Annotated in this window: 24 protein-coding genes and 4 tRNA genes; 11 read left to right on the top strand and 17 right to left on the bottom strand. The window is 67.2% G+C overall.

Annotation, left to right across the window (positions count from 1 at the left end; all coding sequences use genetic code 11):
• Nucleotides 1–272: 272 nt before the first annotated feature.
• Together ABZ827_RS23325 and ABZ827_RS23320 are read left to right on the top strand one after the other, a co-directional pair.
• Nucleotides 273–599, top strand: coding sequence for a helix-turn-helix domain-containing protein (locus tag ABZ827_RS23325; protein ID WP_357240232.1), 327 nt, complete (start codon nucleotides 273–275; stop codon nucleotides 597–599).
• Nucleotides 592–1,914 carry a type II toxin-antitoxin system HipA family toxin gene (locus ABZ827_RS23320; RefSeq protein ID WP_357240229.1) on the top strand — a complete coding sequence of 441 codons (1,323 nt, stop codon included), beginning with the start codon at nucleotides 592–594 and terminating at the stop codon, nucleotides 1,912–1,914. Before ABZ827_RS23325 ends, ABZ827_RS23320 begins: the two co-directional genes overlap by 8 nt.
• 30 nt (nucleotides 1,915–1,944) lie before the next feature.
• Here the strand turns inward: ABZ827_RS23320 and ABZ827_RS23315 are convergent, their stop codons facing one another.
• A complete protein-coding gene (locus ABZ827_RS23315) occupies nucleotides 1,945–2,610 on the bottom strand; it encodes a GntR family transcriptional regulator (protein WP_357240226.1) in 666 nt (221 codons plus the stop codon).
• A gap of 571 nt (nucleotides 2,611–3,181) precedes the next feature.
• Between ABZ827_RS23315 and ABZ827_RS23310 the strand changes: the two genes are divergently transcribed.
• Nucleotides 3,182–4,390 (top strand): alpha/beta fold hydrolase, encoded by a 1,209-nt coding sequence (locus tag ABZ827_RS23310; RefSeq protein ID WP_357240223.1) that lies wholly within the window; start codon nucleotides 3,182–3,184, stop codon nucleotides 4,388–4,390.
• A 254-nt stretch (nucleotides 4,391–4,644) separates the two neighbouring features.
• Here the strand turns inward: ABZ827_RS23310 and ABZ827_RS23305 are convergent, their stop codons facing one another.
• Nucleotides 4,645–5,790, bottom strand: coding sequence for an LLM class flavin-dependent oxidoreductase (locus ABZ827_RS23305; RefSeq protein ID WP_357240220.1), 1,146 nt, complete (start codon nucleotides 5,788–5,790; stop codon nucleotides 4,645–4,647).
• A gap of 230 nt (nucleotides 5,791–6,020) precedes the next feature.
• Between ABZ827_RS23305 and ABZ827_RS23300 the strand changes: the two genes are divergently transcribed.
• Complete coding sequence (locus ABZ827_RS23300) at nucleotides 6,021–7,238, top strand: acyl-CoA dehydrogenase family protein (RefSeq protein ID WP_357240217.1); 1,218 nt, start codon at nucleotides 6,021–6,023, stop codon at nucleotides 7,236–7,238.
• Nucleotides 7,235–8,665: an LLM class flavin-dependent oxidoreductase gene (locus ABZ827_RS23295; protein WP_357240214.1), complete on the top strand. Its 1,431-nt coding sequence runs from the start codon at nucleotides 7,235–7,237 to the stop codon at nucleotides 8,663–8,665. Before ABZ827_RS23300 ends, ABZ827_RS23295 begins: the two co-directional genes overlap by 4 nt.
• Nucleotides 8,666–8,672: 7 nt before the next feature.
• On the opposite strand, the gene ABZ827_RS23290 is transcribed toward ABZ827_RS23295, so the two are convergent.
• A complete protein-coding gene (locus ABZ827_RS23290) occupies nucleotides 8,673–9,164 on the bottom strand; it encodes a GAF domain-containing protein (protein WP_357240211.1) in 492 nt (163 codons plus the stop codon).
• A 149-nt stretch (nucleotides 9,165–9,313) separates the two neighbouring features.
• On the opposite strand from ABZ827_RS23290, the gene ABZ827_RS23285 reads away from it, so the two are divergent.
• The 3 genes from ABZ827_RS23285 to ABZ827_RS23275 all read left to right on the top strand — a co-directional run bounded on the left by ABZ827_RS23285 (nucleotide 9,314) and on the right by ABZ827_RS23275 (nucleotide 13,301).
• Nucleotides 9,314–10,687 (top strand): styrene monooxygenase/indole monooxygenase family protein, encoded by a 1,374-nt coding sequence (locus ABZ827_RS23285; protein ID WP_357240208.1) that lies wholly within the window; start codon nucleotides 9,314–9,316, stop codon nucleotides 10,685–10,687.
• 284 nt (nucleotides 10,688–10,971) lie between these two features.
• Nucleotides 10,972–12,090 carry a dimethylsulfone monooxygenase SfnG gene (sfnG, locus tag ABZ827_RS23280; RefSeq protein WP_357240205.1) on the top strand — a complete coding sequence of 373 codons (1,119 nt, stop codon included), beginning with the start codon at nucleotides 10,972–10,974 and terminating at the stop codon, nucleotides 12,088–12,090.
• Nucleotides 12,087–13,301: an SfnB family sulfur acquisition oxidoreductase gene (locus ABZ827_RS23275; RefSeq protein WP_357240202.1), complete on the top strand. Its 1,215-nt coding sequence runs from the start codon at nucleotides 12,087–12,089 to the stop codon at nucleotides 13,299–13,301. Before sfnG ends, ABZ827_RS23275 begins: the two co-directional genes overlap by 4 nt.
• Before the next feature lie 102 nt (nucleotides 13,302–13,403).
• On the opposite strand, the gene ABZ827_RS23270 is transcribed toward ABZ827_RS23275, so the two are convergent.
• Entirely contained in the window at nucleotides 13,404–14,099 is a 696-nt protein-coding gene (locus tag ABZ827_RS23270; protein WP_357240199.1) for a lysophospholipid acyltransferase family protein, read from the bottom strand.
• 37 nt (nucleotides 14,100–14,136) lie between these two features.
• Here ABZ827_RS23270 and ABZ827_RS23265 point away from each other — a divergent pair, with 37 nt between their 5' ends.
• A complete protein-coding gene (locus tag ABZ827_RS23265; protein ID WP_357240196.1) occupies nucleotides 14,137–14,715 on the top strand; it encodes a TetR/AcrR family transcriptional regulator in 579 nt (192 codons plus the stop codon).
• Nucleotides 14,716–14,741: 26 nt separating this feature from the next.
• Here ABZ827_RS23265 and ABZ827_RS23260 read toward each other — a convergent pair.
• From ABZ827_RS23260 to ABZ827_RS23230, 7 genes are all read right to left on the bottom strand, one after another.
• Nucleotides 14,742–14,815, bottom strand: a tRNA-Leu gene (locus ABZ827_RS23260).
• Nucleotide 14,816: 1 nt separating this feature from the next.
• A tRNA-Leu gene (locus ABZ827_RS23255) sits at nucleotides 14,817–14,890 on the bottom strand.
• Between the two features lie 88 nt (nucleotides 14,891–14,978).
• Nucleotides 14,979–15,052: transfer RNA gene (locus ABZ827_RS23250), tRNA-Met, on the bottom strand.
• 55 nt (nucleotides 15,053–15,107) lie between these two features.
• Nucleotides 15,108–15,177, bottom strand: a tRNA-Trp gene (locus ABZ827_RS23245).
• 117 nt (nucleotides 15,178–15,294) lie between these two features.
• Entirely contained in the window at nucleotides 15,295–15,837 is a 543-nt protein-coding gene (locus ABZ827_RS23240; RefSeq protein ID WP_357240193.1) for a hypothetical protein, read from the bottom strand.
• A gap of 323 nt (nucleotides 15,838–16,160) precedes the next feature.
• The gene (locus ABZ827_RS23235) at nucleotides 16,161–16,367 is read right to left on the bottom strand and encodes a DUF397 domain-containing protein (protein ID WP_357240190.1); all 207 of its coding nucleotides are present in this window, start codon (nucleotides 16,365–16,367) and stop codon (nucleotides 16,161–16,163) included.
• Complete coding sequence (locus ABZ827_RS23230; protein WP_357240187.1) at nucleotides 16,364–17,245, bottom strand: helix-turn-helix transcriptional regulator; 882 nt, start codon at nucleotides 17,243–17,245, stop codon at nucleotides 16,364–16,366. The genes ABZ827_RS23235 and ABZ827_RS23230 overlap by 4 nt, the downstream gene beginning before the upstream one ends.
• A gap of 429 nt (nucleotides 17,246–17,674) precedes the next feature.
• Here ABZ827_RS23230 and ABZ827_RS23225 point away from each other — a divergent pair, with 429 nt between their 5' ends.
• Together ABZ827_RS23225 and ABZ827_RS23220 are read left to right on the top strand one after the other, a co-directional pair.
• On the top strand, nucleotides 17,675–17,911 hold the full coding sequence (locus ABZ827_RS23225; RefSeq protein WP_357240184.1) for a hypothetical protein: 237 nt from the start codon (nucleotides 17,675–17,677) through the stop codon (nucleotides 17,909–17,911).
• On the top strand, nucleotides 17,908–18,243 hold the full coding sequence (locus tag ABZ827_RS23220; RefSeq protein ID WP_357240181.1) for a hypothetical protein: 336 nt from the start codon (nucleotides 17,908–17,910) through the stop codon (nucleotides 18,241–18,243). Before ABZ827_RS23225 ends, ABZ827_RS23220 begins: the two co-directional genes overlap by 4 nt.
• A 10-nt stretch (nucleotides 18,244–18,253) precedes the next feature.
• Here the strand turns inward: ABZ827_RS23220 and ABZ827_RS23215 are convergent, their stop codons facing one another.
• Genes ABZ827_RS23215 through pcaH form a run of 6 tightly spaced genes read right to left on the bottom strand, consistent with a single transcriptional unit; the run spans nucleotide 18,254 to nucleotide 24,278 of the window.
• Entirely contained in the window at nucleotides 18,254–19,462 is a 1,209-nt protein-coding gene (locus ABZ827_RS23215) for an acetyl-CoA C-acetyltransferase (RefSeq protein WP_357240178.1), read from the bottom strand.
• A 26-nt stretch (nucleotides 19,463–19,488) separates the two neighbouring features.
• Nucleotides 19,489–20,268 (bottom strand): IclR family transcriptional regulator, encoded by a 780-nt coding sequence (locus ABZ827_RS23210; protein ID WP_357240175.1) that lies wholly within the window; start codon nucleotides 20,266–20,268, stop codon nucleotides 19,489–19,491.
• Nucleotides 20,265–21,515, bottom strand: a complete 1,251-nt coding sequence (gene pcaD, locus ABZ827_RS23205; RefSeq protein WP_357240173.1) for a 3-oxoadipate enol-lactonase — start codon at nucleotides 21,513–21,515, stop codon at nucleotides 20,265–20,267. The genes ABZ827_RS23210 and pcaD overlap by 4 nt, the downstream gene beginning before the upstream one ends.
• 48 nt (nucleotides 21,516–21,563) lie before the next feature.
• A complete protein-coding gene (gene pcaB, locus ABZ827_RS23200) occupies nucleotides 21,564–22,928 on the bottom strand; it encodes a 3-carboxy-cis,cis-muconate cycloisomerase (protein ID WP_357240170.1) in 1,365 nt (454 codons plus the stop codon).
• 8 nt (nucleotides 22,929–22,936) lie between these two features.
• Nucleotides 22,937–23,563 (bottom strand): protocatechuate 3,4-dioxygenase subunit alpha, encoded by a 627-nt coding sequence (pcaG, locus tag ABZ827_RS23195; protein WP_357240167.1) that lies wholly within the window; start codon nucleotides 23,561–23,563, stop codon nucleotides 22,937–22,939.
• Nucleotides 23,556–24,278 carry a protocatechuate 3,4-dioxygenase subunit beta gene (gene pcaH / locus ABZ827_RS23190; protein WP_357240164.1) on the bottom strand — a complete coding sequence of 241 codons (723 nt, stop codon included), beginning with the start codon at nucleotides 24,276–24,278 and terminating at the stop codon, nucleotides 23,556–23,558. Before pcaH ends, pcaG begins: the two co-directional genes overlap by 8 nt.
• Between the last annotated feature and the right edge of the window lie 79 nt (nucleotides 24,279–24,357).

The following is a 24,357-nucleotide window of genomic DNA, read 5'->3' as shown; positions in this document are numbered from 1 at the left end:
ATCTTCGGAACTCGTCGGATCGGAACTGGGAGAAGCCGGTCGGAACGGAAGCGTGGCGGGTGCTGTCGGTTCAGGCATATGTTCTGGTTCCATAACATGATTCTCGTGTTATGGAACCATGGCATCGAGCTCGCCTGTGCCGACCTTGTTTATCGAGAAAATACCCTGTGATCGCGGGGTATATGCGCAACGGTGAGCCGCAATATATATCGATGATTGGGCCACATGTTATGGTTCCATGACGCAAGATTATGTTGCGGTACCATGGCTTCATGTCTCAGGCCCGAATGCATCGCCGGATTGTGCAGCTGGGTGCGGCCCTGCGCAAAGCGCGGATCGAGGCCGGACTGACTCAACATCAACTGGGTGAACTGGCCGGGGTCTCCCGGCAGCTCGTCAGTCGAGTCGAGGCAGGCAGTTCGCGGAGCGAGATAGCTGGTGTCCTGCAGATCGCCGACGCTTTGGGTATGCGACTGGTGGCCGTCCCCGGAAAGCAACGTGTCGCTCCTTCAGAGGACCGGCAGGCGGTTCAGGAGTTGATCAACCGGATCCGCCACGGCCAGGCGCCCGAAACACGCGACGTCGACGATCATGAGTGACCTCCTCGTTCTGCTGAGCGGCAGAGTTGCCGGCGCGGTCACTCACGCCGCCGGACGCCCCCGCTTCACGTATCTCGACGATTACACCGAAGATCCCGATGTCACTCCGTTGTCATTGTCCATGCCGGTGGCCGCCGCGCGAACGTACGACCACCGGGTCACGGACCCCTGGCTGATGAACCTGCTGCCTGATGACGCCAACGTTCGCGAAAGTCTGGCCCGCGCCTTCGGGGTGCGGCTCGGCAGCTCAACCGAGTTGCTGGAACAGATCGGTCGTGATTGCGCCGGCGCTGTCCAGCTCACCACGCCCGAGGAACTCGAGGAGGTGCTGACCCGGCCCGGTGGAGTGGAGCCGGTCACCGACGGCCAGATCGGAGAACGGCTGCGAGCCTTGCGACGGACGCCGCAGCAGTGGATTCGCTCCGACGAACGCTGGAGCCTGGCGGGCGCCCAGTCGAAGTTCGCGATCGCGCGCACCAGCGACGGCGGATGGGGCTATACACACGGCAACGCCGCCAGTACTCATATCGTGAAGCCGGGAATAACGCGCTTCGCTGACCAGGCATTCAACGAACACCTGTGCCTGCGGGCGTTGGCCGCCCTGGGGATCAGCTCCGCGGTAACGGAATTCACCGAATTCGACGGTGTCCCCGCGCTGGTGGTCGAGCGGTACGACCGATTACCGGGTGCCGCCGGGACGGTCATCCGGCTGCATCAGGAAGATATGTGCCAAGCGCTGGCGGTGCGGCCCGAGCGGAAGTACGCATCCGAAGGTGGTCCCTCGGCCGCGGAGATCGCGCGGTTACTGACCCGCGAGGCCACAACTCAGGACGTCGATCGTTTCGCCGACGTCGTCGTCGCGCAGTACCTGCTCGGTGCGCCCGATGCCCACGCCAAGAATTACTCGGTGATCCTGAGCGGTCTCGATGTCGTCCTCGCCCCGAGCTATGACGTGGCAAGCTCCCTGCCGTACGAAGCGGAACCCAGGTCGGCGCTCACCCGGGTCGCGATGCCGATCGGCGGCCGCGCCCGGTTCGGTGAAGTCACTCTCCACCATGTCGCGAAGTTCGCCCGCGGCATCGGGACTGATCCTGATCGACTGATCGCCCGAACACGCGAACTCGCCGCCGCGCTACCCGACGCCCTGTCGGCGGCTGGTGGTGTGCACACCGCTGAGCCTGGCTCGTTTCGTGCGCGCCTGGTCGATTCGGTCGCGGCGCACTGCGCCACGATCGACAGCACAGAAGTGCGGAGGCCGGTTCCGCGTACTCCGAGGGCCGCGCAGAAACAACCGGCCACAGATACCGATCGGTGAATCCCGGCGGGCCTATAGGCCGACAGGTATTCAATCCGCCGCGCTGTCGGCGTCCATATCGTCGAGCAGATCCTCGTCCCGGGCGATGTGCTCGTCCATCAAGTAGCCTGCCTGCATCGGGGCCCCGTTGAGAATGGCCTGGGCTATCGCGGCGTGATCGCTCCACGACACCCTGGTTCTGGTATCCAGCCGCTGCCCGAATATCCACGACACGCGCTCGAGGATCTGCTCCAGCATCCCGCGCAACTGCTGATTACCTGATGCCTCGGCCACGAGTGTGTGGAAACGCAGCGTCAAGGACGGCAGTTCATCGTGGTCGTGCGTGGGATCGGCCGACCGGCCCAGCTCCACCACCCGCTCCAGCTCCTCGGCAGCGGCGCCGCCCCGGTTGCGCGCGGCCAGCTGCGCGGCCAGCACCTCCAGTCCGCGCCGGATCTGCACCAGCTCCCGGGCCGCGGATCCGGACGGCGCCGACACGGTCGCTCCCCGGTACCGCACCAGCGTGACGAAACCCTCGCTCTGCAACTGCGAAAGGGCCTCCCGGACCGGGATCCGCGAAACACCGAAACGCTCGGCGAGATCGACTTCGCGCAGCCGGTCCCCGGGCGACAGCCGCCCGGCGAGAATATCCTCACGGAGCGCATCGGCGACCGCCGCGCGGGGTGCGGTCCTGCCGTTGTGCTGCGAAGTGGTCACGTTGCGAGCGTAATCGGTGCTGCCTGTGGTCCATACTTCGTTCGGACAGTCGAATAGCTCGTTTCTGCGGCCTATTGAGCCAGGCCAAAAACTGACGAAGATTGGTGTGTGAAAGTGAATGAAAACCGACACTTCCGGTAGCAAACTGCCTGTTCAGGAAGTGTGCTCCCCGCGCATGCGGGGATGAGCCATACTTCGGTCGGCGCGGCGGCCGCGGAACGCCAGTGCTCCCCGCGCATGCGGGGATGAGCCGGCGAGGGCGTCGCGCACGTACCGGCCCCCACATACAACTGAGCCTGAGCAAGCCGAGGCTGTGCGGCGGACTGCTCTGGCCTCCGTCGTACTCGCCCGGACCGCGTGCGCTGGGCGCATGATCAGGGACCCGGCCGCACGCGTAAACCGCTGTGGATGGTCCCGAGAGGGGGGAAACCTTGTGGTGATTGTTACGGACTATTCCTTCGATCGCCGAAATTCCGGGTGATCGGCTCTAGCGTCATCGGCTGTCATCAGGTGCGGAAATGGGTTCGCCGCTGCGGGAACCGGGCCCCACCTGTGCGCAGAAAGGTAACTGATGAAGCGAACAGCCATCCGCGGTTCACTGCGTACCACCGTTGTGGCCGGTGCCGCGATTCTCGCGCTGGGGTTGCCCGGTGTGGGTGTCAATGCCCAACCGGCCCCGGCGCCGACCGAGCAGCAGCTGGCGGACGAGATCGCCGGTGGATTGAAGGATCCGGCGGCGAAGCCGATCGTCGATACCGGTAGCGCGGGTTCGGGATCCGCGTGCAACTCGGGCAGCGGTGCCGGCTCGGGTAACGGCTCCGGGGACTGCTACGGGGGTTCCGGGTCCAGTTCCGGGCTCTCGGGCGGGTATTCCTCGGATACGGTGGGTTACGGCCCGCCGGCCACCGCGTTCCTGGCGGCCTTCGGTCACAGTCTGCTGAATCCTGATGTGGCACCGCCGGGTTCGAACGATTGGAACTGCAAACCGACGGCCGAACATCCCGAACCGGTTGTGCTGATTCATGGCACCTGGGAGAACGCCTACGACAACTTCGCGTTCGTCTCCCAGCCGATCCGCGACGCCGGACATTGCGTTTTCACCTTCAACTACGGCCGGTCGAACGCGATCCAGGGTGGTGGGGTCGGCTCGGCGCTGCCCGGCGCCAACGGCACCGGCTATATCGAGGATTCGGCGAAGCAGATCGCGGGCTTCGTGGATCGCGTTCTGGCGGCGACGGGTGCGCAGAAGGTCAATATCGTCGGTCACTCCCAGGGCGGCGCGGTATCGCGGCAGTATCTGAAGTTCGAGGGTGGCGCGCCGAAGGTGAATCATTTGATGACCTTCGGTGCCACGAATCACGGGACCACGTTGCTCGGCATCGCCGCACTGGGCCGGGCGATCAACAACTTCGGTATCGATGTGCTGGGCTTGGTGGAGATCTTCCTGGGCCACTCCGGTATCCAGCAGACGGTCGGATCGAATTTCGTCAACAATCTGAACGCCGGTGGCGATACGGTGCCGGGAGTGAATTACACGGTGGTCGGCAGTCGATACGACGAGATCACCACCCCGTACGATTCGACCTTCCTCACCGCCGGACCGGGTGCGACCGTCCGTAACCTCACGATCCAGGACGGATGTGAACAGGATCTGTCCGACCACCTGACGATGATGTACTCGCCGCGGGTGCTGTCGATCATCCTGAACACTCTGGATCCCGCGCAGCCGTTGCAGTGCACGTTCAACCCCTGGGTGATCGGTGGGGGCGGCTCGCTCTGATCCGTGCCTGCGGCGGGATGCCGTGGGCAGCCAGTCGACGGCCCGAGGTGGTAGTTCCGGCGCGATTCGCAGGCCACCTCGGGTCGTTCGTGGGTCCGGACACTTCGTTCGGCTACTCGCCGCCGCCGCTCGCCGCGGTGGTTTCGAAGAGGGTTCGGTTTGTAGGTGGTGACCGGTGCCGGGGTCCCGCGGTCCCACCTGTTGAACGCAGCCCGATTTCGGCGCTACGTCCAGCGGGTTCCTGGAAGCCGGGCTCAGCTGGTGGAAGCGGTGGCGAACGGCGTGCCCACGGGGGCGGCCGCGCGGTCGACCGATCGGCGCCACAGGCCGCGCTTCTCCAGGATCGGCAGGACCCCTTCGCCGAACCAGTACGCCTCCTCGACGTGCGGGTAGCCGGAGAGGATGAAATGGGTGATGCCGAGGCGGGAGTACTCGATGAGCCGTTCGGCGACTTCCTCGTGCGAACCGACCAGCGCGGTGCCCGCGCCGCCGCGGACCAGGCCGACGCCCGCCCACAGGTTGGGTGCGATCTCCAGCTGGTCGGTGCGGCCGCCGTGCAGTTCGCGCATACGCCGCTGGCCCTCGGATTCGCTGGCGGCCAGATTGGCTTGTACGCGTTCGACATCCGCCGGGTCTATGCCCTGGAGCAGGCGGTCGGCCTCGGCCCAGGCCGCTTCGGAGGTGTCGCGGGTGATCACGTGCAGGCGGATGCCGAAGTCGAGGGTCCGGTTCTGTTCGGCGGCCAGGCCGCGGATCCAGTCCAGTTTCTTACCGACCGCGATGAGCGGTTCGCCCCAGGTGAGATAGGTATCGGTGTACTTCGCGGCCACCGGTCCCGCCGCGGCCGAGGAACCGCCGAAGAAGATCGGTGGCACCGGGTCCGGGTGGTTGTTCAACAGGGCCTTCTCCACCTGCAGGTGTTTGCCCTCGAAGGTGAAGGGTTCGCGGGAGTCCCAGAGGTTCTTCACGATGTGCAGGAATTCGCCGGTGCGTTCGTAGCGCTGTTCTTTGTCCAGGAAATCGCCGAACGCGCGCTGTTCGTGGGGTTCGCCGCCGGTCACCACATTCAGTAACAACCGGCCGCGGGAATGCCGCTGGAAGGTGCCGGACATCTGGGCGGCGAGGGTGGGGCTCACCAGTCCGGGCCGGAACGCGACCAGGAACTTCAGGGTTTCGGTGGTTTCCACCAGCATGGCGGTGGCGAGCCAGGCGTCCTCGCACCAAGCGCCGGTCGGGGTGAGAACCGCCTCGAATCCGTTCTCCTCGGCCGCGCCCGCGATCTGGTTCAGGTAGCGCAGCGAGGCCGGCCGGTCACCGGACATGGCCGTGCCGTGACCCCCGGCGACCAGGCCGCGCGAATCCCCGTAGGTGGGCAGGAACCAGTGGAACGACAGGCTCATTCGGAAATCCTTCGAGGTCGGGGCGGTCGATTCGATGGCTGATCTCCTGCCTGCGGCGAGCCACCGAGCACCCGGCCACTGCGCCCGGACGAAGATCGGGCCGACCGTAGATCCTGACCGGCCGGCGCCCCTCTGTCACCGGTTCCGATCGGGCAGATTTTTACCCGGGTGTTTCGATCTGGGTGCGCCAAACGGGTGAGCGTGCCCGTGCTGTCGGTGATCGTGGGCCGATGACCTCCACCGCAGCGAAACCCGTTTCCGATGCCGAGCTCGACGCGGTATTCGCGCCGATCTACGCCGATATCGCCGCGGGCGCGGTCGACCGCGAGATCGACCGCCGGCTCGCCCACGAAGAAGTCCGCCGGCTGCGCGAGGCACGGTTCGGTGCCCTGCGGGTGCCGGTCGAATTCGGCGGGTTCGGCGTGAGCGTGCGGCAGCTGTTCCGGCAGTTGATCGAACTCGCGGCCGCCGATTCCAATATTCCGCAGGCTCTGCGGGTGCATTTCGTATTCGTCGAGGATCAGCTGTTGGCCGAGCCGGGGCCACCCCGGGAGCATTGGTTGCGGGCGGCGGCTCGGGGGACGCTGGTGGGGAACGCGATCACCGAACCAGGTGTCGGCGCGGTGGACCGGTATCAGACGCGCCTCACTCCGAGTGGTGATGGCTGGCTGCTCAACGGCACCAAGTACTACAGCACCGGATCGCTGTACGCCGACCATATTCTGGTTGCCGCGGACCGCGACGGTGAGCGGGTCGGGGTACTCGTCGACGCGGATGCGGAGGGGGTGCGCCAGCACGACGACTGGGACGGTTTCGGTCAGCGTCTCACGGCCAGCGGTACCACCGCGTTCACCGATGTCGCGGTACCGTCCGACCGGATTCTGGGGCCGGGCTACGGTGTCGCCGGACCCACGTATTCGACGGCCTACCTGCAGCTGGTGCAGCTCGCGGTGCTGGCGGGGATCGCGCAGCGGGCCGAGCGGGACACCCGCGAGTGGGTCGCCGGGCGGCGCCGCGGGTATACCCATTCCGCCGCGGATCTTCCCCGCCACGACCCGCTGGTCCAGCAGGTGATCGGCCGGTTGTCGGCCGCGGCCTTCAGTGCTCGCGCGAGTGTCCTCGCGGTCGCCGACGTACTCGACGCCGTGCTGATCGCCGGGGCGAACGAGGAGAGCGCTCTGGTCGAGGTGGAACTGGCCGCGGCGCAGGCGCAGCTCGGGGTGATCGATACGGTGCTCGCGGCGACCACCCAACTGTTCGAGGTAGGTGGCGCTTCCATCGTGGCGGAAGGGGTGCGGCTGGACCGGCACTGGCGCAACGCCCGCACCATCTCGGTGCACAACCCCGCCATCCAGAAGGCCCGTGCCATCGGCGACCACCTGATCAACGGCGCCCAGCTTCCGTTCGCGTGGAGCGCGGGCGTGCGCCCGGAAGGAGCGGCACGATGACCCGCCGGATCCGTTTCAACGCTTTCGATATGAACTGTGTCGCGCATCAGTCGCCGGGACTGTGGCGCCACCCCGACGACCGGTCGCACCGGTACAAGGAGCTGAGCTACTGGACCGAACTGGCGACCTTGCTCGAGCGGGGCCGGTTCGACGGACTTTTTATCGCCGATGTGCTCGGCACCTATGACGTCTACGGCGGTGACGATCGGGCGGCGCTGCGGCAGGGCGCGCAGATCCCGGTGGCCGATCCGCTGCTGCTGGTCTCGGCGATGGCCGCGGTGACCGGCAATCTCGGCTTCGGGATCACCACCGGTTCCGGGTTCGAGCACCCGTATCCGTTCGCACGCCGGCTGTCCACGCTGGACCACCTGACCGGCGGGCGGGTCGGCTGGAATGTGGTCACCGGGTATCTGCCTTCGGCCGCCCGCAATTTCGGCGCGGACGACCAGTTGGACCATGACGAACGGTACGACCAGGCCGACGAATACCTGGAGGTCCTCTACAAGCTGTGGGAAGGGTCGTGGGAGGACGACGCGGTGGTCCGCGATCCCGAGCGCAATATCTACGTGGACCCGGCGAAAGTGCACCATATCGGCCACGAGGGGAAGCATTTCACCGTTCCCGGCGTGCATCTGTCCGAACCGTCGCCGCAGCGGACCCCGGTGATCTACCAGGCGGGGGCGTCGCCGCGCGGTGTGCGTTTCGCGGCGGAGAACGCGGAGGCCATTTTCGTGGCCGCCCCCTCCAAACGGGTACTGACGCAGACCGTGGCGAATATCCGGGAGGCACTCGAAGCCGCTGGGCGCGACCGTTACGCCGCACGGATCTATGCCCTCGCGACCATCGTCACCGATGCCACCGACGAGGCCGCGCGGCATAAGCACGAGGAGTACCTGTCCTACGCCAGCGTGGAGGGCGGGCTGGTGTTCATGTCGGGCTGGATGGGGATCGACCTGTCCGGTTACGACCTCGACGCTCCGATCGGCGCGGTCGAGAGCAACGCTATCCGTTCGGCGGTGGCCGCGTTCCAGGAATTCGACGACGACGGCCGCGAGTGGACGGTCCGCGATATCGGCCGGTGGGCGGGTATCGGCGGGATAGGCCCGGTCTTCGTCGGGTCCGGCGAGTCGGTGGCGGACCGGCTACAGGAATGGGTCGCGGATACGGATGTGGACGGGTTCAATCTCGCCTACGCGATCACACCGGGGACGTTCGAAGATGTTGTCCGGTATGTGATCCCGGTGCTCACCGAACGTGGTGCCTACCCGGCCGAATACGTTCCGGGGACGCTGCGCAACGCGCTGTTCGAGCGGGGCGACCGGTTACCGCCCGAACATCGGGGTGCGCGTTACCGGCTCGGTGCGCCCGGGTCGACGGTGTTGCCGGACGAGGTGTCGCGGCGGGCGTCCGGGGAACTGGTCCCGTAGCCGGGAGTCAGGAGGTGGTCAGCGAGTTCACGAAGACTTCCGCGACGGCCTCGAGGCCGCGGCGGTCGGTGTCGTCGAACCGGGCGGGGCTGGGGCTGTCGAGGTCGAGGACGCCGACCAGAGTATCGGCGCGGACCAGCGGCACCACGATCTCCGAACGGGTATCGGCGTCGCAGGCGATATGGCCCGGGAAGGTGTGGACATCGCGAACCAGCTGGGTGCGGCGGGTGTGTGCGGCGGTGCCGCAGACACCCGCGCCGAGCGCGATCCGCACGCACGCCGGTTTGCCCTGGAAGGGGCCGACCACGAGTTCGTGTCCGTCGTGGAAGTAGAAACCGGCCCAGTTCACCTCCGGTAGCGAGTGGTAGAGCAGGGCGCTGAGGTTCGCGGCGTTGGCGATCCGGTCGGGTTCGCCGGAGACCAGCGCCGCGGCCTGGTCGGTGAGTTGCCGGTACTGGTCGGTGCGGTCGCCGGTCAGTGGGACGAGATCGAACGTCATGACCGGATGGTAATCGGGGCCATCCGGCGGCCCGCGCTGCCCGCTCTCGGTAGGTCTGTCGAAAATCGAAACATCTCAATACTTTTCGCCATCAACTCGCGGTGAGCGTAACCCTGCAGCCGGGACGCGGTGGTCGGGACCATGGCGCCATGACAACCCAGAACACATCCACCCGCACAGCGGCCGTGATCGGCGCGGGACAGGCCGGCGTCACCGCGGCGCTCGGACTGCTCGACGCCGGATTCGTGGTCACCCTCTACAGCGACCGCGACCAGCGCGGTTTACGCGACTCCGTACCCGCCACCGGCACGGCGCTGATCTTCGGCGAAGCCCAGGCCGCCGAAGAGGCGCTCGGTCTGCCCACCTACCTCGACCGCGCGCCCCTGCACAGCGGGCTCACCGTCCGCATCGCCGGCGGTGGCGACGAGCTCATCGAATTCGACGGTGCCTTCGACGGCTACCACGGTCTGGCCGTCGATACCCGGCTCAAGGCCGACGAACGGCTCACCACCTTCCTGGAACGCGGCGGCCGCTTCGTCGTCGACGCGGTGACCCCGGAACGGCTCGACCCGATCGCCGCCGATAACGACCTCACCCTCGTCGCCACCGGGCGCGGCGGACTGTCGCAGCTGTTCCCGATCGACGAGACCCGCACCGTCTACGACGCCCCGCAGCGCAGCCTGCTGACCGTCACGGTGACCGGTCTCGGCCACGACGAATCGGTTTTCGCCCACCGCAGCCCGGCCGGTGGCGGCCGCAGCGGCTTCTCCATCGTCGCCGAACAGGGTGAAGCCTGGTGGGGTCCGTACCTGCACAAGGATGTGGGTCCGAGCTGGGCGTTCCTCGGCTGGGCGCGTCCGGGCAGCGACTGGGAGAAACGTTTCGCCGCGGCGGATTCGGCGGAATCGGCGCACCGTATCGTGACCGAGCTGTACCGGGACTACCTCGACTGGGACCTGCCCGAAGTGCTCGCCACCAAGGTGATCGCCGAGGATCCGCATTCGTGGTTGAAGGGTGCGGTCCGGCCGCTGTTCCGGGCCGGGGTCGGTCACACCTCGGGCGGGCATCCGGTCGCGGCGCTGGGGGATACCGCCGTCGCCTACGACCCCATCGCCGGGCAGGGCGCACAGTCCGGGCTGATCCAGGCGCAGCGACTGGTCGCCGCGGCCGCAGGTCACCAAGGTGCGTTCGACGCCGCGTGGATCACCGAGCAGTACGAGGCATTTCTGGCGGCCCGCGCGGAGGACGCGGCGAAGGTCACCCGGCTGTTCCTCAGTGATCCCGAATTCGCCGAGATCGGCGGGCAATTCTTCAGTGCGGCGGCAGTGGATCCGGGGTTCGCCTCCGCGGTTGTGGGCACACTGCACCGCCCGCAAGCCGTGCACTCGGTGAACTCGGTGGCGGACGCGCACGATCTCATCACGCAGGTCACCGGTGAGGATGCGGCCGCCGTGCTGGGCCGCTTCCAGCCCGTCGGACGTTTCAGCAGGTCGCAGTACGGGGCTGCCACCACCAGCGCCTGACCGCCCGCGGAAAACGTGCCACGTGCCGATGCCCGGCCGGATACCGCCGGGCATCGGTGTGCGCGGGTCGCGGCGGGGTGCCGGCCGGAATGCGATCGTCCGGATTCAAACCCTCGTCCACCCCGGACCGCGCTGGTGAACTGGGGGCCGCGCCGGGTGCACGCTCCACCGCATTCGGCGTCCAGACAACACGTCCACGGCCGGCAGCGGGAGCAGCGATATCGCGAGACCTCCGCCTTCGCTGCGGCCTCCGCGGACCGCATGTACCAGTCCGAAGGAGCTCGATGAGTACCGAGAAGACCACCGACCAGATCCGGTTCGCCTACTGGGTACCCAACGTCAGTGGCGGTCTGGTGACCAGCGATATCGAACAGCGCACCAGCTGGGATTTCGAGTACAACAAGAAACTCGCGCAGACCGCCGAACGCAACGGTTTCGACTACGCGCTCTCCCAGGTGCGCTACACCGCCTCCTACGGCGCCGAATTCCAGCACGAATCGACCTCGTTCAGTCTGGCCCTGCTGGGCGCCACCGAACGGCTGACGGTGATCGCGGCGGTACATCCCGGGCTGTGGCATCCCGCGGTACTGGCGAAATTCGGTGCCACCGCCGACCATCTGTCGGGGGGACGGTTCGCCATCAATGTGGTGTCGGGCTGGTTCGCCGGCGAATTCACCGCCCTCGGTGAGCCGTGGCTGGAACACGACGAGCGCTACCGGCGCAGCGCGGAATTCCTCGAGGTGATCCGCAAGATCTGGACCGAGGACGAGGTGAACTACGGCGGCGATTTCTACCGCATCCGCGATTTCACCCTCAAACCGAAACCCCTGAACACGCCCGAACGGCCGAACCCGGAACTGTTCCAGGGCGGCAACTCCTCCGCCGCCCGCCGCAACGGCGGCCGCTACGCCGACTGGTACTTCTCCAACGGTAAGGATTTCGACGGGGTCACCGAACAGCTCGACGATCTGCGCGCCGTCGCCCGTGCCCACAACCGCGAAACACGGTTCGGGCTGAACAGTTTCATCATCGCCCGCGATACCGAGAAGGAAGCCCGCGACACCCTGCGCGAGATCATCGACAAAGCGAACAAGCCCGCGGTCGAGGGTTTCCGGGACGCGGTCCAGCAGGCGGGCGCGTCCACACGGGACGGTAAAGGGATGTGGGCGGATTCGAGTTTCGAGGATCTGGTCCAGTACAACGACGGATTCCGCAGTCAGCTCATCGGCACCCCGGAACAGATCGCCGAGCGCATCGTCGCCTACCGCGACCTCGGCGTCGACCTCATCCTCGGCGGCTTCCTGCACTTCCAGGAAGAAATCGAATACTTCGGTGCGAAGGTTCTGCCGCTGGTCCGGGAACTGGAGGCCGCCCGGCGCCCCGCCGAAGCGGCGAGCCGATGACCGCCGTCGGGGCCGCTCGGATCACTTCCGCGGAGCAGGCCCGCGAGGTCGCCGGGCAGCTCGCGGCCGAATTCGCGCTCGACGCGGCCCGGCGCGACGCGGAACGGGAGCTGCCGGTCGGCGAGATCGGGCAGCTCGCCGCGAGCGGGCTGCTCGCGGTCACCGTCCCCGCCGAACTGGGCGGTGCGGACCTGCCACCCAGCGAGGTCGCGGAAATAGTGCGGCTACTCGCCACCGCGGACCCCAATATCGCGCAGATCCCGCACAGCCACTTCGTCTACGTGAACCTGCTGAAGCTGGCCGGCAGCGAGAGCCAGCGGCACCGCTATCTGACCGCGGTACTGGACGGCGGACAGATCGCCAACGCGCAATCCGAGCGCGGCGGCGCGACTATCTCCGATATCGCCACCACCGTCTCCCCGATCGAAGGTGGCCAGCGATTCCGGATCGACGGCGTGAAGTACTACTGCACCGGATCGCTGTTCGCGGACACCCTGGCCGTGCTCACCAGGCTCGACGACCCCACCGGCCGAACCGGGCTGCCACCCGGCCAGTACGTGGCCTTCCTACCGGCGAACGCGCCGGGTGTCCGGATCGTCGACGACTGGAACGGATTCGGGCAGCGGACGACCGGCAGTGGAACGGTGGCGTTCGAGGGGGTGGCGGTGGAACGTGCGCAGCTCGTGCCCCGCAGTGCCGCCGTCGACGCGCCGACCGCCTACGGCGCCTCCGCCCAGCTACTCCACGCCGCGATCGATACCGGGATCGCGCGCGGCGCGCTCACCGCGGCCACCGCTTTCGTCCGTGACAAGAGCCGGCCCTGGTTCGAGGCCCAGGTGACCCGGGCGATCGATGATCCCCTCGTGATCCAGCGCTTCGGCGAACTCGCGGTCACACTCGCGGCCGCCGAATCAACCCTGGTCACGGCCGGGGCCGCGGTAGATGGTGCGCTCGGCGCGCCGGAGCGCGTGGCCGATGCTTCGATCGCGGTCGCCACCGCGAAGGTTCTCGCCGACCGCGCCGCCACGGAGATCTCCAGTGCGCTGTTCGAAGTGAGTGGAACACGCAGTGCGGCAGACACACTCAACTTGAGTCATTTCTGGCGCAACGCCCGTACCCACACGCTGCACGACCCGGTCCGCTGGAAGTACCAGAACATCGGCCGCACGCTGTTGCACGGAACTCCACCGCCCCTGCACGGTGTCATCTGACCCACAGCCGGGCTCGTTAGGAGCTCGGCCCGTAGGTATCGGTGCGACCTCCCGGACACGTCTACGCCGCGAAATTCGCCGAAGTGGCCGGGGAACCAGGTCTCACGCGGCGAGCTCGTCCGGGCTGCCGGACCAACTCTTGGCGTACCGGTCGACATACTGCTGGCCGGACCGGGCGGCGATCTGCCGCATGAGCGAATCGGTCGCGGCCCGCGCGTCGTGCGCCCCGGACCGGGTGAACGGTTCGAGGTCGAGCGGCGCGAGGATTCGCACCACGACCCGGCGCCGCCACCACGGTGTGGCCGGGTCGGGGCGAGTCCCGGTGATGGCGACCGGGATCAACGGGACCCCGGTCGCCATCGCGACCCGAACCGCGCCGGTCCGGCCGCGGTAGAGGCGGCCATCCGGTGACCGTGTGCCTTCCGGGTGGATTCCCCACACCCGGCCGGCGTCGATGATGCCGGTAGCGGCGTCGAGGGCCGCGGACGCGCGCTGCCCGCCCCGGCGATCGACCCGGATCTGGCCGACCGCCCGGAAGAATATCCGCTGGAACCGGCCCCTGAATCCGGGCCGGTCGAAGTAGTCGGACTTCGCGAGGAAGAACACCTGCCTGCGTAACGCCCAGGTCAGATAGAAGGAATCGAGAACGGCGAGATGGTTCGCCGCGACGATGAACGCGCCCCTCCGGGGGAGATGTTCGCGGCCGTGGACTTTCGGGCGGCCGAGCAGCCGGAGCCCGGGACCGATGAGGACGTGGCGGCACAGGCGGTAGCAGAGAGTGCTCCACAACGAGGGCATAGACACTGTCTACCCGATGGTGCCGCACAATGTCCACGTGACTGTTTCCGGAACACGCGAGGCGCTGGTGGCGGCCGGTATAGAACTGCTGGAGGAAACCGGTTCGACCGATATCGGTCTGCGGGAGATCGCCCGCCGGGCCGGCGTCTCGCACGGTGCGCCCCGGCGCTGGTTCCCCACTCACAAGACACTGCTGGCCACGATCGCCGACGACGGATTGCGCGATCTCGCCCGCGCCCTGGGCGAAGCGGACGGCACAGATATCACCGCCGTCGCCTCGGCCTACGTCGAATTCGCCCGGGCGCGGCCCGCGATGTTCACGCTGATCTTCCGTCATGATCTGCTCGAGGGATCCGGGATGGGTTTGCGCACGGTGTCCAAACCGCTCTTCGACGGTCTGGTCGCGAGCATCGGTACGGCCCACCGCGACCGCGACCGCGACCGCGATCCGATCACCACCGCCACGGCCCTCTGGGCCGGGATCCACGGAATCGCGGTCCTCTCGACCACGGGCGCGCTGCAGCTCGCCGCCCCGGGCACCGACGTGAACGAATTGATCCGGCGGGTCGTGCGCGACGCGCTGGGGCAGAGTACGCGCGGTCGGTCGACCGGATAGCGCCGCCATTGTTCGATTCGCGTCGGTACTCCCGGAGGGATTCGAACCCCCAACCAACGGTGCCTGAAACCGCCGCCTCTGCCAATTGGGCTACAGGAGTATGCCCTTCGCGCGATTCGAACGCGCAACCACCGGATTTTGAATCCGGTCCCTCTGCCGATCGGGGTAGAAGGGCTTCCGTCCGGCCGGATGGAATCGAACCACCGATACCCGAAGGCAGGAGGATTACAGCCTCCCCGCACGCCATGTGCTCAACCGGATAGTTGCGGTGGTGGGATTCGAACCCACGGCCTGCGGATTATGAGCCCGCCGCGCTGCCTAACTGCGCTACACCGCTATGTCCCCGGGAGCGACCCGGGATTCCGTCGCCGGGACCGGTCCCGGCGATATCGCATATCCGGCAGGAGTCGAACCCGCGGGCGACGGTTTTGGAGACCGGGCCGCTACCACTAGCTCGGATATTCGCGGAGATCTTGTCTCCGTGATGCTTATATCGTCTCAGGCCGGTCAATCGGTTTTCCGAGATCAATTTCGTGGGAGAACCCGCTTGAAGAATGAGATCCCGGATATTGCACCGGCTTACGGAGCTGTCGTCGCGGAATCCGAATGCGCGCCGGTGACGATCACGGGGACGATATCGAGCAGTTCGGGCCGGAACTCGCCGCGGATCGGGCTGATATTGCCGACCGTCGCCACCAGATAGACCCCGGGCGCGATATCGGTGAACGATCCGGTGACCTGCCCGGTCGAGGAAGCGAACTGGATCCGCGGTCCGGCGGTGACGGCGCCGTCGGTGATCAGGCGCTGCAGCAGTTCGAAGGTATCGGATTCGCGACCGCTGAGAGTATCGACCGCGGCGGGAGCCAGGATGGGCGCGGCGACGGCCGTGTTCACCAGGACGGTGGTGCATTCACCCCGGACGACCGGGAAGGTGTCCCGGCGGTTGGGGACATTGTCCACCCGGTAGTCGACGGTGGTGCCCGAAACCGTCGCGGAGAGGGCGATCGGCGTCCGGATGTCCTGGGCGGTGGCCGCCGCCGGGTAGATCGCAGCGATCAGGGCCAGCACGAAAGCCGCGACGGCCGCGCCGATGCCCATACGGAGGAAGCTGGACCGCACCATGGATCTCTCCACTTCGTCAGGTGGCCCCACGCTAGCAGAAACAAGCTGGTCAGCGTTGTATTCAAGCCGGTTAGTCTTCCATTCGCAGACAATCTGGTCTTCTGAGTGCAGGACCTCTCCTCTCGGTTGCGTCAGGCGTATCACGCTGCGAATGGACGACGCGCGAGGAGAGCGGGTCGGCAGGGCCGGAGTGAGCAAGCCGGGCGAGACCCCGAGCCGCCGTCGTGGACCTGTTCAGTCGGCGTCGATGGGTAGAGGTCTCGTCACGAGCTGGTGGAAAACGAGACCGCTGCACCGCGCGATGCCGGACCGTGGGTTGTGCCTCAGGCAGGACGAGGCGTGCCGCTCTGGAGGGCGGCGGTGAAGGCATCCCATTCGGACGGTGTGAAGACCAGGGCGGGGCCGGTCGGGTTCTTCGAGTCACGGATACCGACCATGCCGCCGTCGAGGAAGGCGGCTTCCACGCACTCCTTGCCGCCTCCGCTGCGGCTCGATTTGAACCACCGGGCCGTGGACAGGTCGATGTTCATGCTGAGTACTCCCTGGCTGATATCTGCCTTATCAGGCTCTTGCTGGCTGCAACGTCGAGCGACGATTGCCGGATGACGTCGTAGGCGTGACGATACCGGCTCACATCCTTGACTCGCTCCAGATACATATCGCCTGCGTAGGACTCGATGTAGACGACCGTGGGCGAGACCTCTCGTCCCCGGGCATCCCGGCCGAATTCCAGGATTATGAACGGTCCGGTCGGGATACCGGCGGGAAACCCGGCCGTGAAGGGAAGTACGGACACCGTCACGTTGGCGGGCATATTCGCCAAATGGTTCAGCTGCGCTCGCATCACTTTCGAACCTCCGACAACAGTGCGCAGGACCGATTCATGCACTACGAGGTCCACGTGTGCGGGTTTGGTCCGGCGAGTGATCAGTGCCTGACGTCTTGTCCTGAGTTGGATGCGCCTGTCCCGCGCCTCTTCGGTCTCGTCCGGTAGGTAGCCGCGTTCGATCACGCGAGCGTAGTCGGGGATCTGGAACAGGCCGGGCACTACGCTCGGCTGGTAGATGGTCAACTGTTTGGCCGAGGACTCGAGTCCGACGTACACATTGAAGCCTTGGAACATGACATCGTCGAACTCCTGCCACCAGTTCTTGACCGTCGCCTGTTTGGCCAGGCCGACCAGGGCCGCGACCACTCCGGGATCGTCGATGCCGTAGATGCGGCAGAGGGCTTCGACATCGGGTACGCGGATGCCGGTCAATCCGCGCTCGGCGCGGGAGAGCGTACTGACCGAGAGCTGTAAGAGCGGCGCGACGTCTTCGAGGTTCATATTCACCGCTTCGCGGGCTTCCCGGAGGTATCGCCCGAGTTGGCGGCGCGGGAGGGTGGTCGAGTTGTCTTCTGGCACGGGGTTTCCTCGCTTTGCATTCGATGTGATGGTCGTTTGCACACGGCAAGAGCTTCGGTATGTCTGTGAAAGCCGCTCTGGCCCTTTGGAAAAGCTTTCTCCGCAAATGCAGAGTGCGGTTGTGGCAGCTGTTGTCCGGTGATGTGCTGGGTTTACCCGACAGCCGGGAACCTCGGATCAACAAGCCGCCCACAAGATCCCCATCCCAGGTGCGACTGATTCGAGAGATTACCGCGAGTCACCAGAAGATCACGCGGAAACGGTGAGATGCCACCTCGGCTGCCGGGCCTATCACCAACAGTCCTCGACTCGGGACCCGCTACGACAGCGCCCGGCGCAGTGCATCCCGGCAACCCATTCCACCGAAAGCCGAGTATTCCGATGACAGAGACCCGCGCCCTGCCTGTCCGAGCCCCCGGAAACCGGGCCATGGCAGCGACATTGCAGCTCCTGCACGCCGGGAGGACCTGGATCACCGATGACCCGAGGTTTCTGCGGCGCATCGCCGACGGACTACGCACGCTCGACCACCCCACAGCGTACTGCGCAAACCAGGATCTGATCAGGGGATACGCCCACGCGCACCAGGTGCTGGCCGCCCACGCCGGCCACCGCTGCCCGCGCTACCGAGCGGCGCTCGATTACACGGCGAAGGCGCGACCGTGACCACAACCCCGCGTGGTACGCGGCGCGCGATTGTGTTGCGCCAGAGCGAGTTCGACGGTCTGGAACTCGAACGGCTCATCGTGGCGCATGTCCTGGAGGTCGTGTACACGGTGGTCACGGACGCCGGGCCGAAGCTCGGGACGCTGATCGCGATACAGCATGTACTGGAACACGATGCCGACGTGATCGTGATCCCGCACCTTACCCGCGAAAAGGTATGGCGCGAGCGACCGTGGCAGGCGATCACCGAGCTCGCGGAACTGCTGACCGGCAGCGGTATGGTTCCGCGCGGTGCGTACGGTATCCGGCACTCCCGGCACGTCGGCGAATGAACCGATCAGGTCACAGGCGTTCGAAGACAGCCGCCAAGCCCTGGCCGCCGCCGATGCACATGGTTTCCAGGCCGTAGCGGCCTTCGCGACGGTCCAGTTCGCGGAGAAGGGTGGCGAGGATGCGGGCGCCGGTGGCGCCGACCGGGTGGCCGAGAGAGATACCGGAACCGTTGGGGTTGAGGCGGTCGTCGTCGGGTTCGAGTTTCCAGTTGCGCAGGACGGCGAGGGTTTGGGCGGCGAAGGCTTCGTTGAGTTCGATGACCGACATATCGTCGAGGGTCAGGCCCAGACGGCCCAGGGCTTTTTCGGTCGCGGGGACCGGGCCGATACCCATGGTGCGCGGGGGGACCCCGGCGACGGCCCAGGAGGCGAGGCGGGCGAGTGGGCGCAGGCCGAGGGCCGCGGCTTTCTCGGGGGTTGTGACGATGCAGAGGGCGGCACCGTCGTTCTGGCCGCTGGCGTTACCGGCGGTGACGGTGGCTTCGGGGTCGGCTTTGCCGCGGATCGGGCGCAGTTTCGCGAGCGTTTCCACGGTGGTGTCGGCGCGGGGGTGTTCATCGGTGCCGACGGTGATCGGGTCCGATTTGCGCTGTGGGACAGTGACTCCGACGATTTCTGCGGCGAATCGGCCGGACTGCTGGGCGGCGACCGCGCGCTGATGGGACTGCACCGCGAGGGCGTCCTGGTCGGCGCGGCTGATCGAGTATTCGGCGCGCAGGTTCTCGGCGGTTTCGATCATGCCGCCGGGGACCGGGAAATTCTTACCGCCGGCGCTGACGCGGGCACGGGCTAGACGGTCATTGAGCGCGATGCCCTCACCTTTGACGCCCCAGCGCATACCGGTCGCGTAGAACTCGGCCTGGCTCATGGATTCCACGCCCCCGGCGAGGATCAGATCGCTGCCGCCGGTGGACACCTGCATGCACGCTTGGAGTACGGCCTGCAATCCGGAGCCGCAGCGGCGGTCCACCTGCAGGCCGGGAACGTCCACACCGAGACCGGCGTCCAGGGCCGCGACCCGGCCGATCGCGGGAGCCTCACCGTTGGGGGAGGCCTGGCCGAGGATGACGTCGTCGATCTGGTCGGCGGACAGGCCGGTGCGGACGACGAGTTCGGTGATCAGGGTCGCGGCCAGCGTTTCCGGGGCGATGTCCTTGAACACTCCGCCGAAACGGCCCACCGGCGTGCGCAGGGGTTCGCAGATGACAGCGTCGATCATGGAGATTCCTTCGTAATACAGGGTTTTCAGGCGTGGGTCTGGACGCGGGCCAGATCGGTGCTGATGGCGGCGGCCGTGGACAGCAGCGGCGGGAGCAGATCGGTGCGGACACTGTCGGCCGTGTAGCGGGCGGCGTGCGTGGAGATGTTCACGGCGGCGCAGACCGTGCCGGTGTGGTCGTGGATGGGCGCGGCCATCGAGCGCAGGCCCTGTTCGAGTTCCTGATCGACCAGGCAGTAGCCGGCTTCCCGCGTCCGGTGGACCTCCTCGCGGAGCTTATCGGCGCTGAGGACGGTGCGGTCGGTGAGCGGAGTGAAGGTGACCTTCGCCAGGTACTCCTCGAACGCGTTCTCCGGCAGACCGGCCAGCAGCACCCGGCCCATCGATGTGCTGAAGGCGGGGAAGCGGGTGCCGATGGTGATCGAGACGGTCATGATCCGGCTGACCGGTACGCGGGCGACGTAGACGATATCCTCGCCGTCGAGGATGGAGACCGAGGTCGATTCGTGGACCTGGTTCGCGAGTGATTCCAGGTGCGGGCCCGCGACCTCGGGCAGGCTCAGGCTGGACAGGTAGCTGTAGCCGAGTTCCAGCACACGGGGGGTGAGCCAGAACTGGGAGCCGTCGGTGCGGACGTAGCCGAGTTCCACCAGGGTCAGCAGGAACCGGCGGGCGGTCGCGCGGGTGAGGTCGGTGGCCTTGGCGACCTCGCTGAGAGTGCGGCGCGGGTTATCGGCGTCGAAGGAGCGGATGACGGCCAGGCCGCGGCCCAGTGATTGCACATAGTCGGGGGAGGGTTCGGTCATGGTCGGTGTGGTTCCTCTGCGTTCGAGGACTCGGCCGATTCGGGCGCTGCGTCTCCGGTGGGTGCACCGTCGGCGAGCAGGCCCTCGGCGATCGCCGCCTTGCCGAGTCCGAAGGCGAGGTTACTGTTCGGCACACCCGCGTAGACCGCGGTGTGCAGGAAGACCTCGGCGAGTTCATCGGGTGCGACACCGGCGCGCAACGCGGCGCGGATATGCATATCCAGTTCATGGTGGTTGCCGACGGCGGTGAGGACGGCGAGGGTGAGCAGGCGCCGGGTGTGCTGGTCCAGGCCGGGGCGGCTCCAGATATCACCCCACGCGGTGCGGGTGATGAAATCCTGGAACGGTGCGGTGAACGCGGTGGTGCCCGCCACGGCGCGGTCGACATGCGCTTCACCCAGGACCGCCCGGCGCACGCGCATACCCTGATCGAAGGCAGCGGAGCGTTCGCGGTGGCCGGCGATATGTGCGGTGATAAGCGAGGTTATCGGTCCGGCCTGTTCGATATTGGCCAGGTGTGCGGCCGGATCCATCACGTGCAGAACCGAATTCGCGATACCGTCGGCGAGGTTCCGCATATCGCCGGGTGTCGTGGCGGGGTCCTGGGCGCCGGCGATCACCAGGGTGGGCGCGGTGATCCGGGCGAGGTCGGGGCGGCCGTCGAAATGCGCGAGAGCGACGCAGCAGGCGGCGTAGCCGTCGTCCGAGGTGGCGGCCACCATGGCGCGGCTGCGGGTGACGAGGCCGGAATCGCGGTCGGCGAGGCCGGGAGTGAACCAGCGGCCAACCACGGCGTCGGCGATGGACGAGGTGCCCTCGGCGCGGACCGCGGTGGCCCGGTCGAGCCAGCTCTGCGGGGTGCCGAATTTCGCGGCGGTGCACAGCAGTGTCAGGGTCCGGACCCGGGCCGGGGTATGGGCCGCGATCCACTGGGCGACGGCGCCGCCCAGTGAGAGGCCGACCAGGTGTACCCGGTCGCGACCGAGGCGGTCCAGCAGTGCGAGCACATCGCCGGCGAGGTCGGCGACCGTGCAGTCGCCGGCACCGGCGGGGGACCGGCCGTGGCCGCGCAGATCTACCGCGACGACCTCGTATTCGGTGGTCAGCGCGGCGACCTGCGGATCCCACATCGACAGGTCCGAGCCGAGGGACCCGAGCAGTACGACGGTGGGCGCGGTATCCGGTCCGGTGGACCGATACGAGAGTTCGACGGCCGATACCGTCGAATCCGCCGCAGTGGCACCCATATCATTTGCTCCGTTCGATCGTCGATGGTTCTGTCCGCGAGGACTCGGTCACGGTTGTTCGGGTGTGCCGCCGGCCGGTGGCCGGCCGGGCGCGTGTTCCGGGGCATCGCCGCGTTCGTCTAGCACCCGGGTCACCAGGTCGGCAGCGTGGCCCAGATAGCCTGCGGGGTCGAGTAATTCGCGCACTCGTTCCGCACCCAGGTACTGGACGATCGTGGGGTCGGTGTCCAGTGCCGGCGGATGTGCGGTGGCGGCGGCGGTGACGATATCGCGGGCGTGCTCGGTATGTTCGGACAGTGCCGCGGTCACGCGTTCGGCGAGCAGCAGCCCCCCGGTGACCGCGAGATTGCGGGCCATCGCCAGAGGGTGGACCTGCAAACCGGTCAGACTCTGGGCCAGCCGGTGCGCGGCCCCGCCCGTCATCCGCAGCAGATCGGTGACCGTCTCCCATTCGGCATGCCAGGCACCGGCCGCGCGCTGCAGTTCGTGATCCATCGCGCCCAGCGAATCCGCCACCAGCCCGGGTACCCGGCGGGCGGCCGCGCGGGCGGTGATCGCGGCGATCGGATTGCGTTTATGCGGCATCGCCGAGGAACCGCCCGGGGAGTCCTCGGTGACCTCGCCGATCTCGGTAGCCGACAGCGCCACGATATCGGCGGCGATCTTGCCGACCGCTCCGGCCGCGATGCCGAGTGAGGTGGTGAGTTCGGCGATCGGGGTGCGGTCGGTATGCCACGGTATGTCCTGCGGTGCCAGGCCGAGTTCCGCGGCCAGCGCATCGGCGACCGCCGGTCCGTGCGGATACAGCGCGGCGAGTGTGCCGGCGGCCCCGCCGAATTGGACGGGGAGGTCGGTGAGTGCCGCGGTGACGGCTCCGGCGGCCCGGTCCAGGGCCTTGCACCAGCCGGCGGCCAGCGCGCCGAATGTGGTGGGCAATGCCTGCTGGCCGAGGGTACGGGCGGCCATCGGCGTACCGCGATGAGTTTGCGCGAGATCCGCCGCGGCGTCGGCGGCGGTGCGTAGATCGTCGACGATCAGGATCCCGGCGCGCCGGGCGAGCAGTATCAGCGCGTTGTCGAGGATGTCCTGGCTCGTGGCGCCCTTGTGGACGGCGGCCGCGGGGACACCCGTCGATGCGCAGGCCTTTCGCAGCCTGCCGACCAGCGGGATCACCGGGTTACCGCCCGCGACCGCCGCCGCACCGAGTTCCGCGGGGTCGAGTGTGGCGGCGACTTCCGGTCCGGCGGCGTCGATGGCCTCCGCGTGCCCCTCATCGAGCACGCCGGCCACCGCTTGGGCGCGGGCGAGGGCGCATTCCACCTCGACCAGGGCGCCGATCCAGGCGCGGTCGGACAGGGCGGCGCCGAGTTCGGCGGCCCCGAACAGCGGGTCGAACAGCTCTCCTCGCGGCACGCGTACTCCTACAGGTAGAAGAACGGCGTCTCGGCGCCGTCCGGGTCGGCGTCCTGCAGCACGATATCCAGGTGGTAGCCCGTGGCGGTGGCCTTCGCGATCAGCTTGTGCCGCTGGGCTTCCGGCAGCGCGGCCAGCACCGGATCGGTGTCGTTGGCGGCCTGCTCGTCGGGGAAGTAGAGCCGGGTGATGGACCGGTTGAGCATGCCCCGCGCGAAAACCGACACATTCAGATGCGGAGCCTCGGTCGAATTGTCACCGGCCGTGACGGCTCCGGGTTTGACGGTGGTGAAGCCGGCGGTTCCGGTGGCGTCGAGGGGGCAGCGACCGAAGCCGCGGAATGCCGGGTCGTTCTGCGGGCGCGGATCGTCCGGATGCTCGAAAACGCCGTCGCGGTTGGCCTGCCAGATCTCGATCAGGCCGTCGGGGACGGGGTTACGTCCCCCGTCTATAACCGTCACTGTGACGGTTATCGATCCGTCGGTACCCCGGGCGACCACATCGGGTCCGTCGGGCCAGGGGAGTCCGATATGGAGGTAGGGCCCGACGGTCTGCGACGGGGTCGGCCCGAAATCCACCGTGGTGAAGTCCCCGGGGATCACGGGATAGCGGGGCGCGAATTCGGTCTCACTCATCGTCGTGGTCCTCCTCTTCGAAGGGGGTCGCGTCGCGACCGCGCAGCACGATATCGAAACGGAAACCCAGCGCCCAGTTGTCGGTGGTGGCGCCGTAGTCGAACACGCTGATCATGCGCTGGCGGGCGCCGTCGGGTACCGAGTTGTAGATCGGGTCCTGGAAGAACATCGGGTCGTCCGGAAAGTACATCTGGGTGACCAGACGCTGGGTGAAGGCGCGCCCGAACAGGGAGAAATGGATATGCGCGGGCCGCCATGCGTTGTGGTGGTTACCCCATGGATAGGCGCCCGGTTTGATCGTCGTGAAGGAATAGTGGCCGTCGCTGTCGGTGAGGACCCGGCCGACACCGTCGAAGTGGGGGTCCAGCGGTGCGGGCCACTGGTCGCCCTGGTGCCGGTAGCGTCCGGCGGCATTGGCCTGCCAGATCTCGATCAGTGTGCCGGGTACCGGTTTGCGGTCGCTGTCGAGGACTTGTCCGTGGACGACTATTCGCTGTCCTTGTGCTTCGCCGTCCCGGGCCAGGGTCAGATCGGCGTCCGCCGCGGTGATCCGGCCCTCGCCGAGAACCGGGCCGGTGAGTTCGCCGAGCCGCTGCGGTAGCAGGACCAGCGGTTGTTTGGGGTGGCGGAGGGTGGTGCTGCGGTAGTCGGCGAAGTCGAGCGGAGCTTCCTCGTTCTTGTCGATACCGCGGTACCGCGGTGGCAGTTGGAGCATGCGCGCGACCTCGCGTTCGGGATGTGGACATTGTTTCGGTATGCGAACAGCATAGAACTCGGTCGTGACCGGATCAATC

The sequence above is a fragment of the Nocardia sp. NPDC019395 genome (assembly GCF_040632335.1).
Taxonomy (GTDB): Bacteria; Actinomycetota; Actinomycetes; order Mycobacteriales; family Mycobacteriaceae; genus Nocardia.
Note: the sequence above shows the minus strand (reverse complement) of the source record. Positions and strands in the feature narration are given on the sequence as shown.

What these genes read in the sequence shown, in the direction of transcription:
- ABZ827_RS23325 (WP_357240232.1), top strand. Translation starts at nt 273, where the DNA reads ATGTCTCAGGCCCGAATGCATCGCCGGATTGTGCAGCTGGGTGCGGCC.
- ABZ827_RS23320 (WP_357240229.1), top strand. Translation starts at nt 592, where the DNA reads ATGAGTGACCTCCTCGTTCTGCTGAGCGGCAGAGTTGCCGGCGCGGTC.
- ABZ827_RS23310 (WP_357240223.1), top strand. Translation starts at nt 3,182, where the DNA reads ATGAAGCGAACAGCCATCCGCGGTTCACTGCGTACCACCGTTGTGGCC.
- ABZ827_RS23305 (WP_357240220.1), bottom strand. Translation starts at nt 5,790, where the DNA reads ATGAGCCTGTCGTTCCACTGGTTCCTGCCCACCTACGGGGATTCGCGC.
- ABZ827_RS23300 (WP_357240217.1), top strand. Translation starts at nt 6,021, where the DNA reads ATGACCTCCACCGCAGCGAAACCCGTTTCCGATGCCGAGCTCGACGCG.
- ABZ827_RS23295 (WP_357240214.1), top strand. Translation starts at nt 7,235, where the DNA reads ATGACCCGCCGGATCCGTTTCAACGCTTTCGATATGAACTGTGTCGCG.
- ABZ827_RS23290 (WP_357240211.1), bottom strand. Translation starts at nt 9,164, where the DNA reads ATGACGTTCGATCTCGTCCCACTGACCGGCGACCGCACCGACCAGTAC.
- ABZ827_RS23285 (WP_357240208.1), top strand. Translation starts at nt 9,314, where the DNA reads ATGACAACCCAGAACACATCCACCCGCACAGCGGCCGTGATCGGCGCG.
- sfnG (WP_357240205.1), top strand. Translation starts at nt 10,972, where the DNA reads ATGAGTACCGAGAAGACCACCGACCAGATCCGGTTCGCCTACTGGGTA.
- ABZ827_RS23275 (WP_357240202.1), top strand. Translation starts at nt 12,087, where the DNA reads ATGACCGCCGTCGGGGCCGCTCGGATCACTTCCGCGGAGCAGGCCCGC.
- ABZ827_RS23270 (WP_357240199.1), bottom strand. Translation starts at nt 14,099, where the DNA reads ATGCCCTCGTTGTGGAGCACTCTCTGCTACCGCCTGTGCCGCCACGTC.
- ABZ827_RS23240 (WP_357240193.1), bottom strand. Translation starts at nt 15,837, where the DNA reads ATGGTGCGGTCCAGCTTCCTCCGTATGGGCATCGGCGCGGCCGTCGCG.
- ABZ827_RS23235 (WP_357240190.1), bottom strand. Translation starts at nt 16,367, where the DNA reads ATGAACATCGACCTGTCCACGGCCCGGTGGTTCAAATCGAGCCGCAGC.
- ABZ827_RS23225 (WP_357240184.1), top strand. Translation starts at nt 17,675, where the DNA reads ATGGCAGCGACATTGCAGCTCCTGCACGCCGGGAGGACCTGGATCACC.
- ABZ827_RS23215 (WP_357240178.1), bottom strand. Translation starts at nt 19,462, where the DNA reads ATGATCGACGCTGTCATCTGCGAACCCCTGCGCACGCCGGTGGGCCGT.
- ABZ827_RS23210 (WP_357240175.1), bottom strand. Translation starts at nt 20,268, where the DNA reads ATGACCGAACCCTCCCCCGACTATGTGCAATCACTGGGCCGCGGCCTG.
- pcaD (WP_357240173.1), bottom strand. Translation starts at nt 21,515, where the DNA reads ATGGGTGCCACTGCGGCGGATTCGACGGTATCGGCCGTCGAACTCTCG.
- pcaG (WP_357240167.1), bottom strand. Translation starts at nt 23,563, where the DNA reads ATGAGTGAGACCGAATTCGCGCCCCGCTATCCCGTGATCCCCGGGGAC.
- pcaH (WP_357240164.1), bottom strand. Translation starts at nt 24,278, where the DNA reads ATGCTCCAACTGCCACCGCGGTACCGCGGTATCGACAAGAACGAGGAA.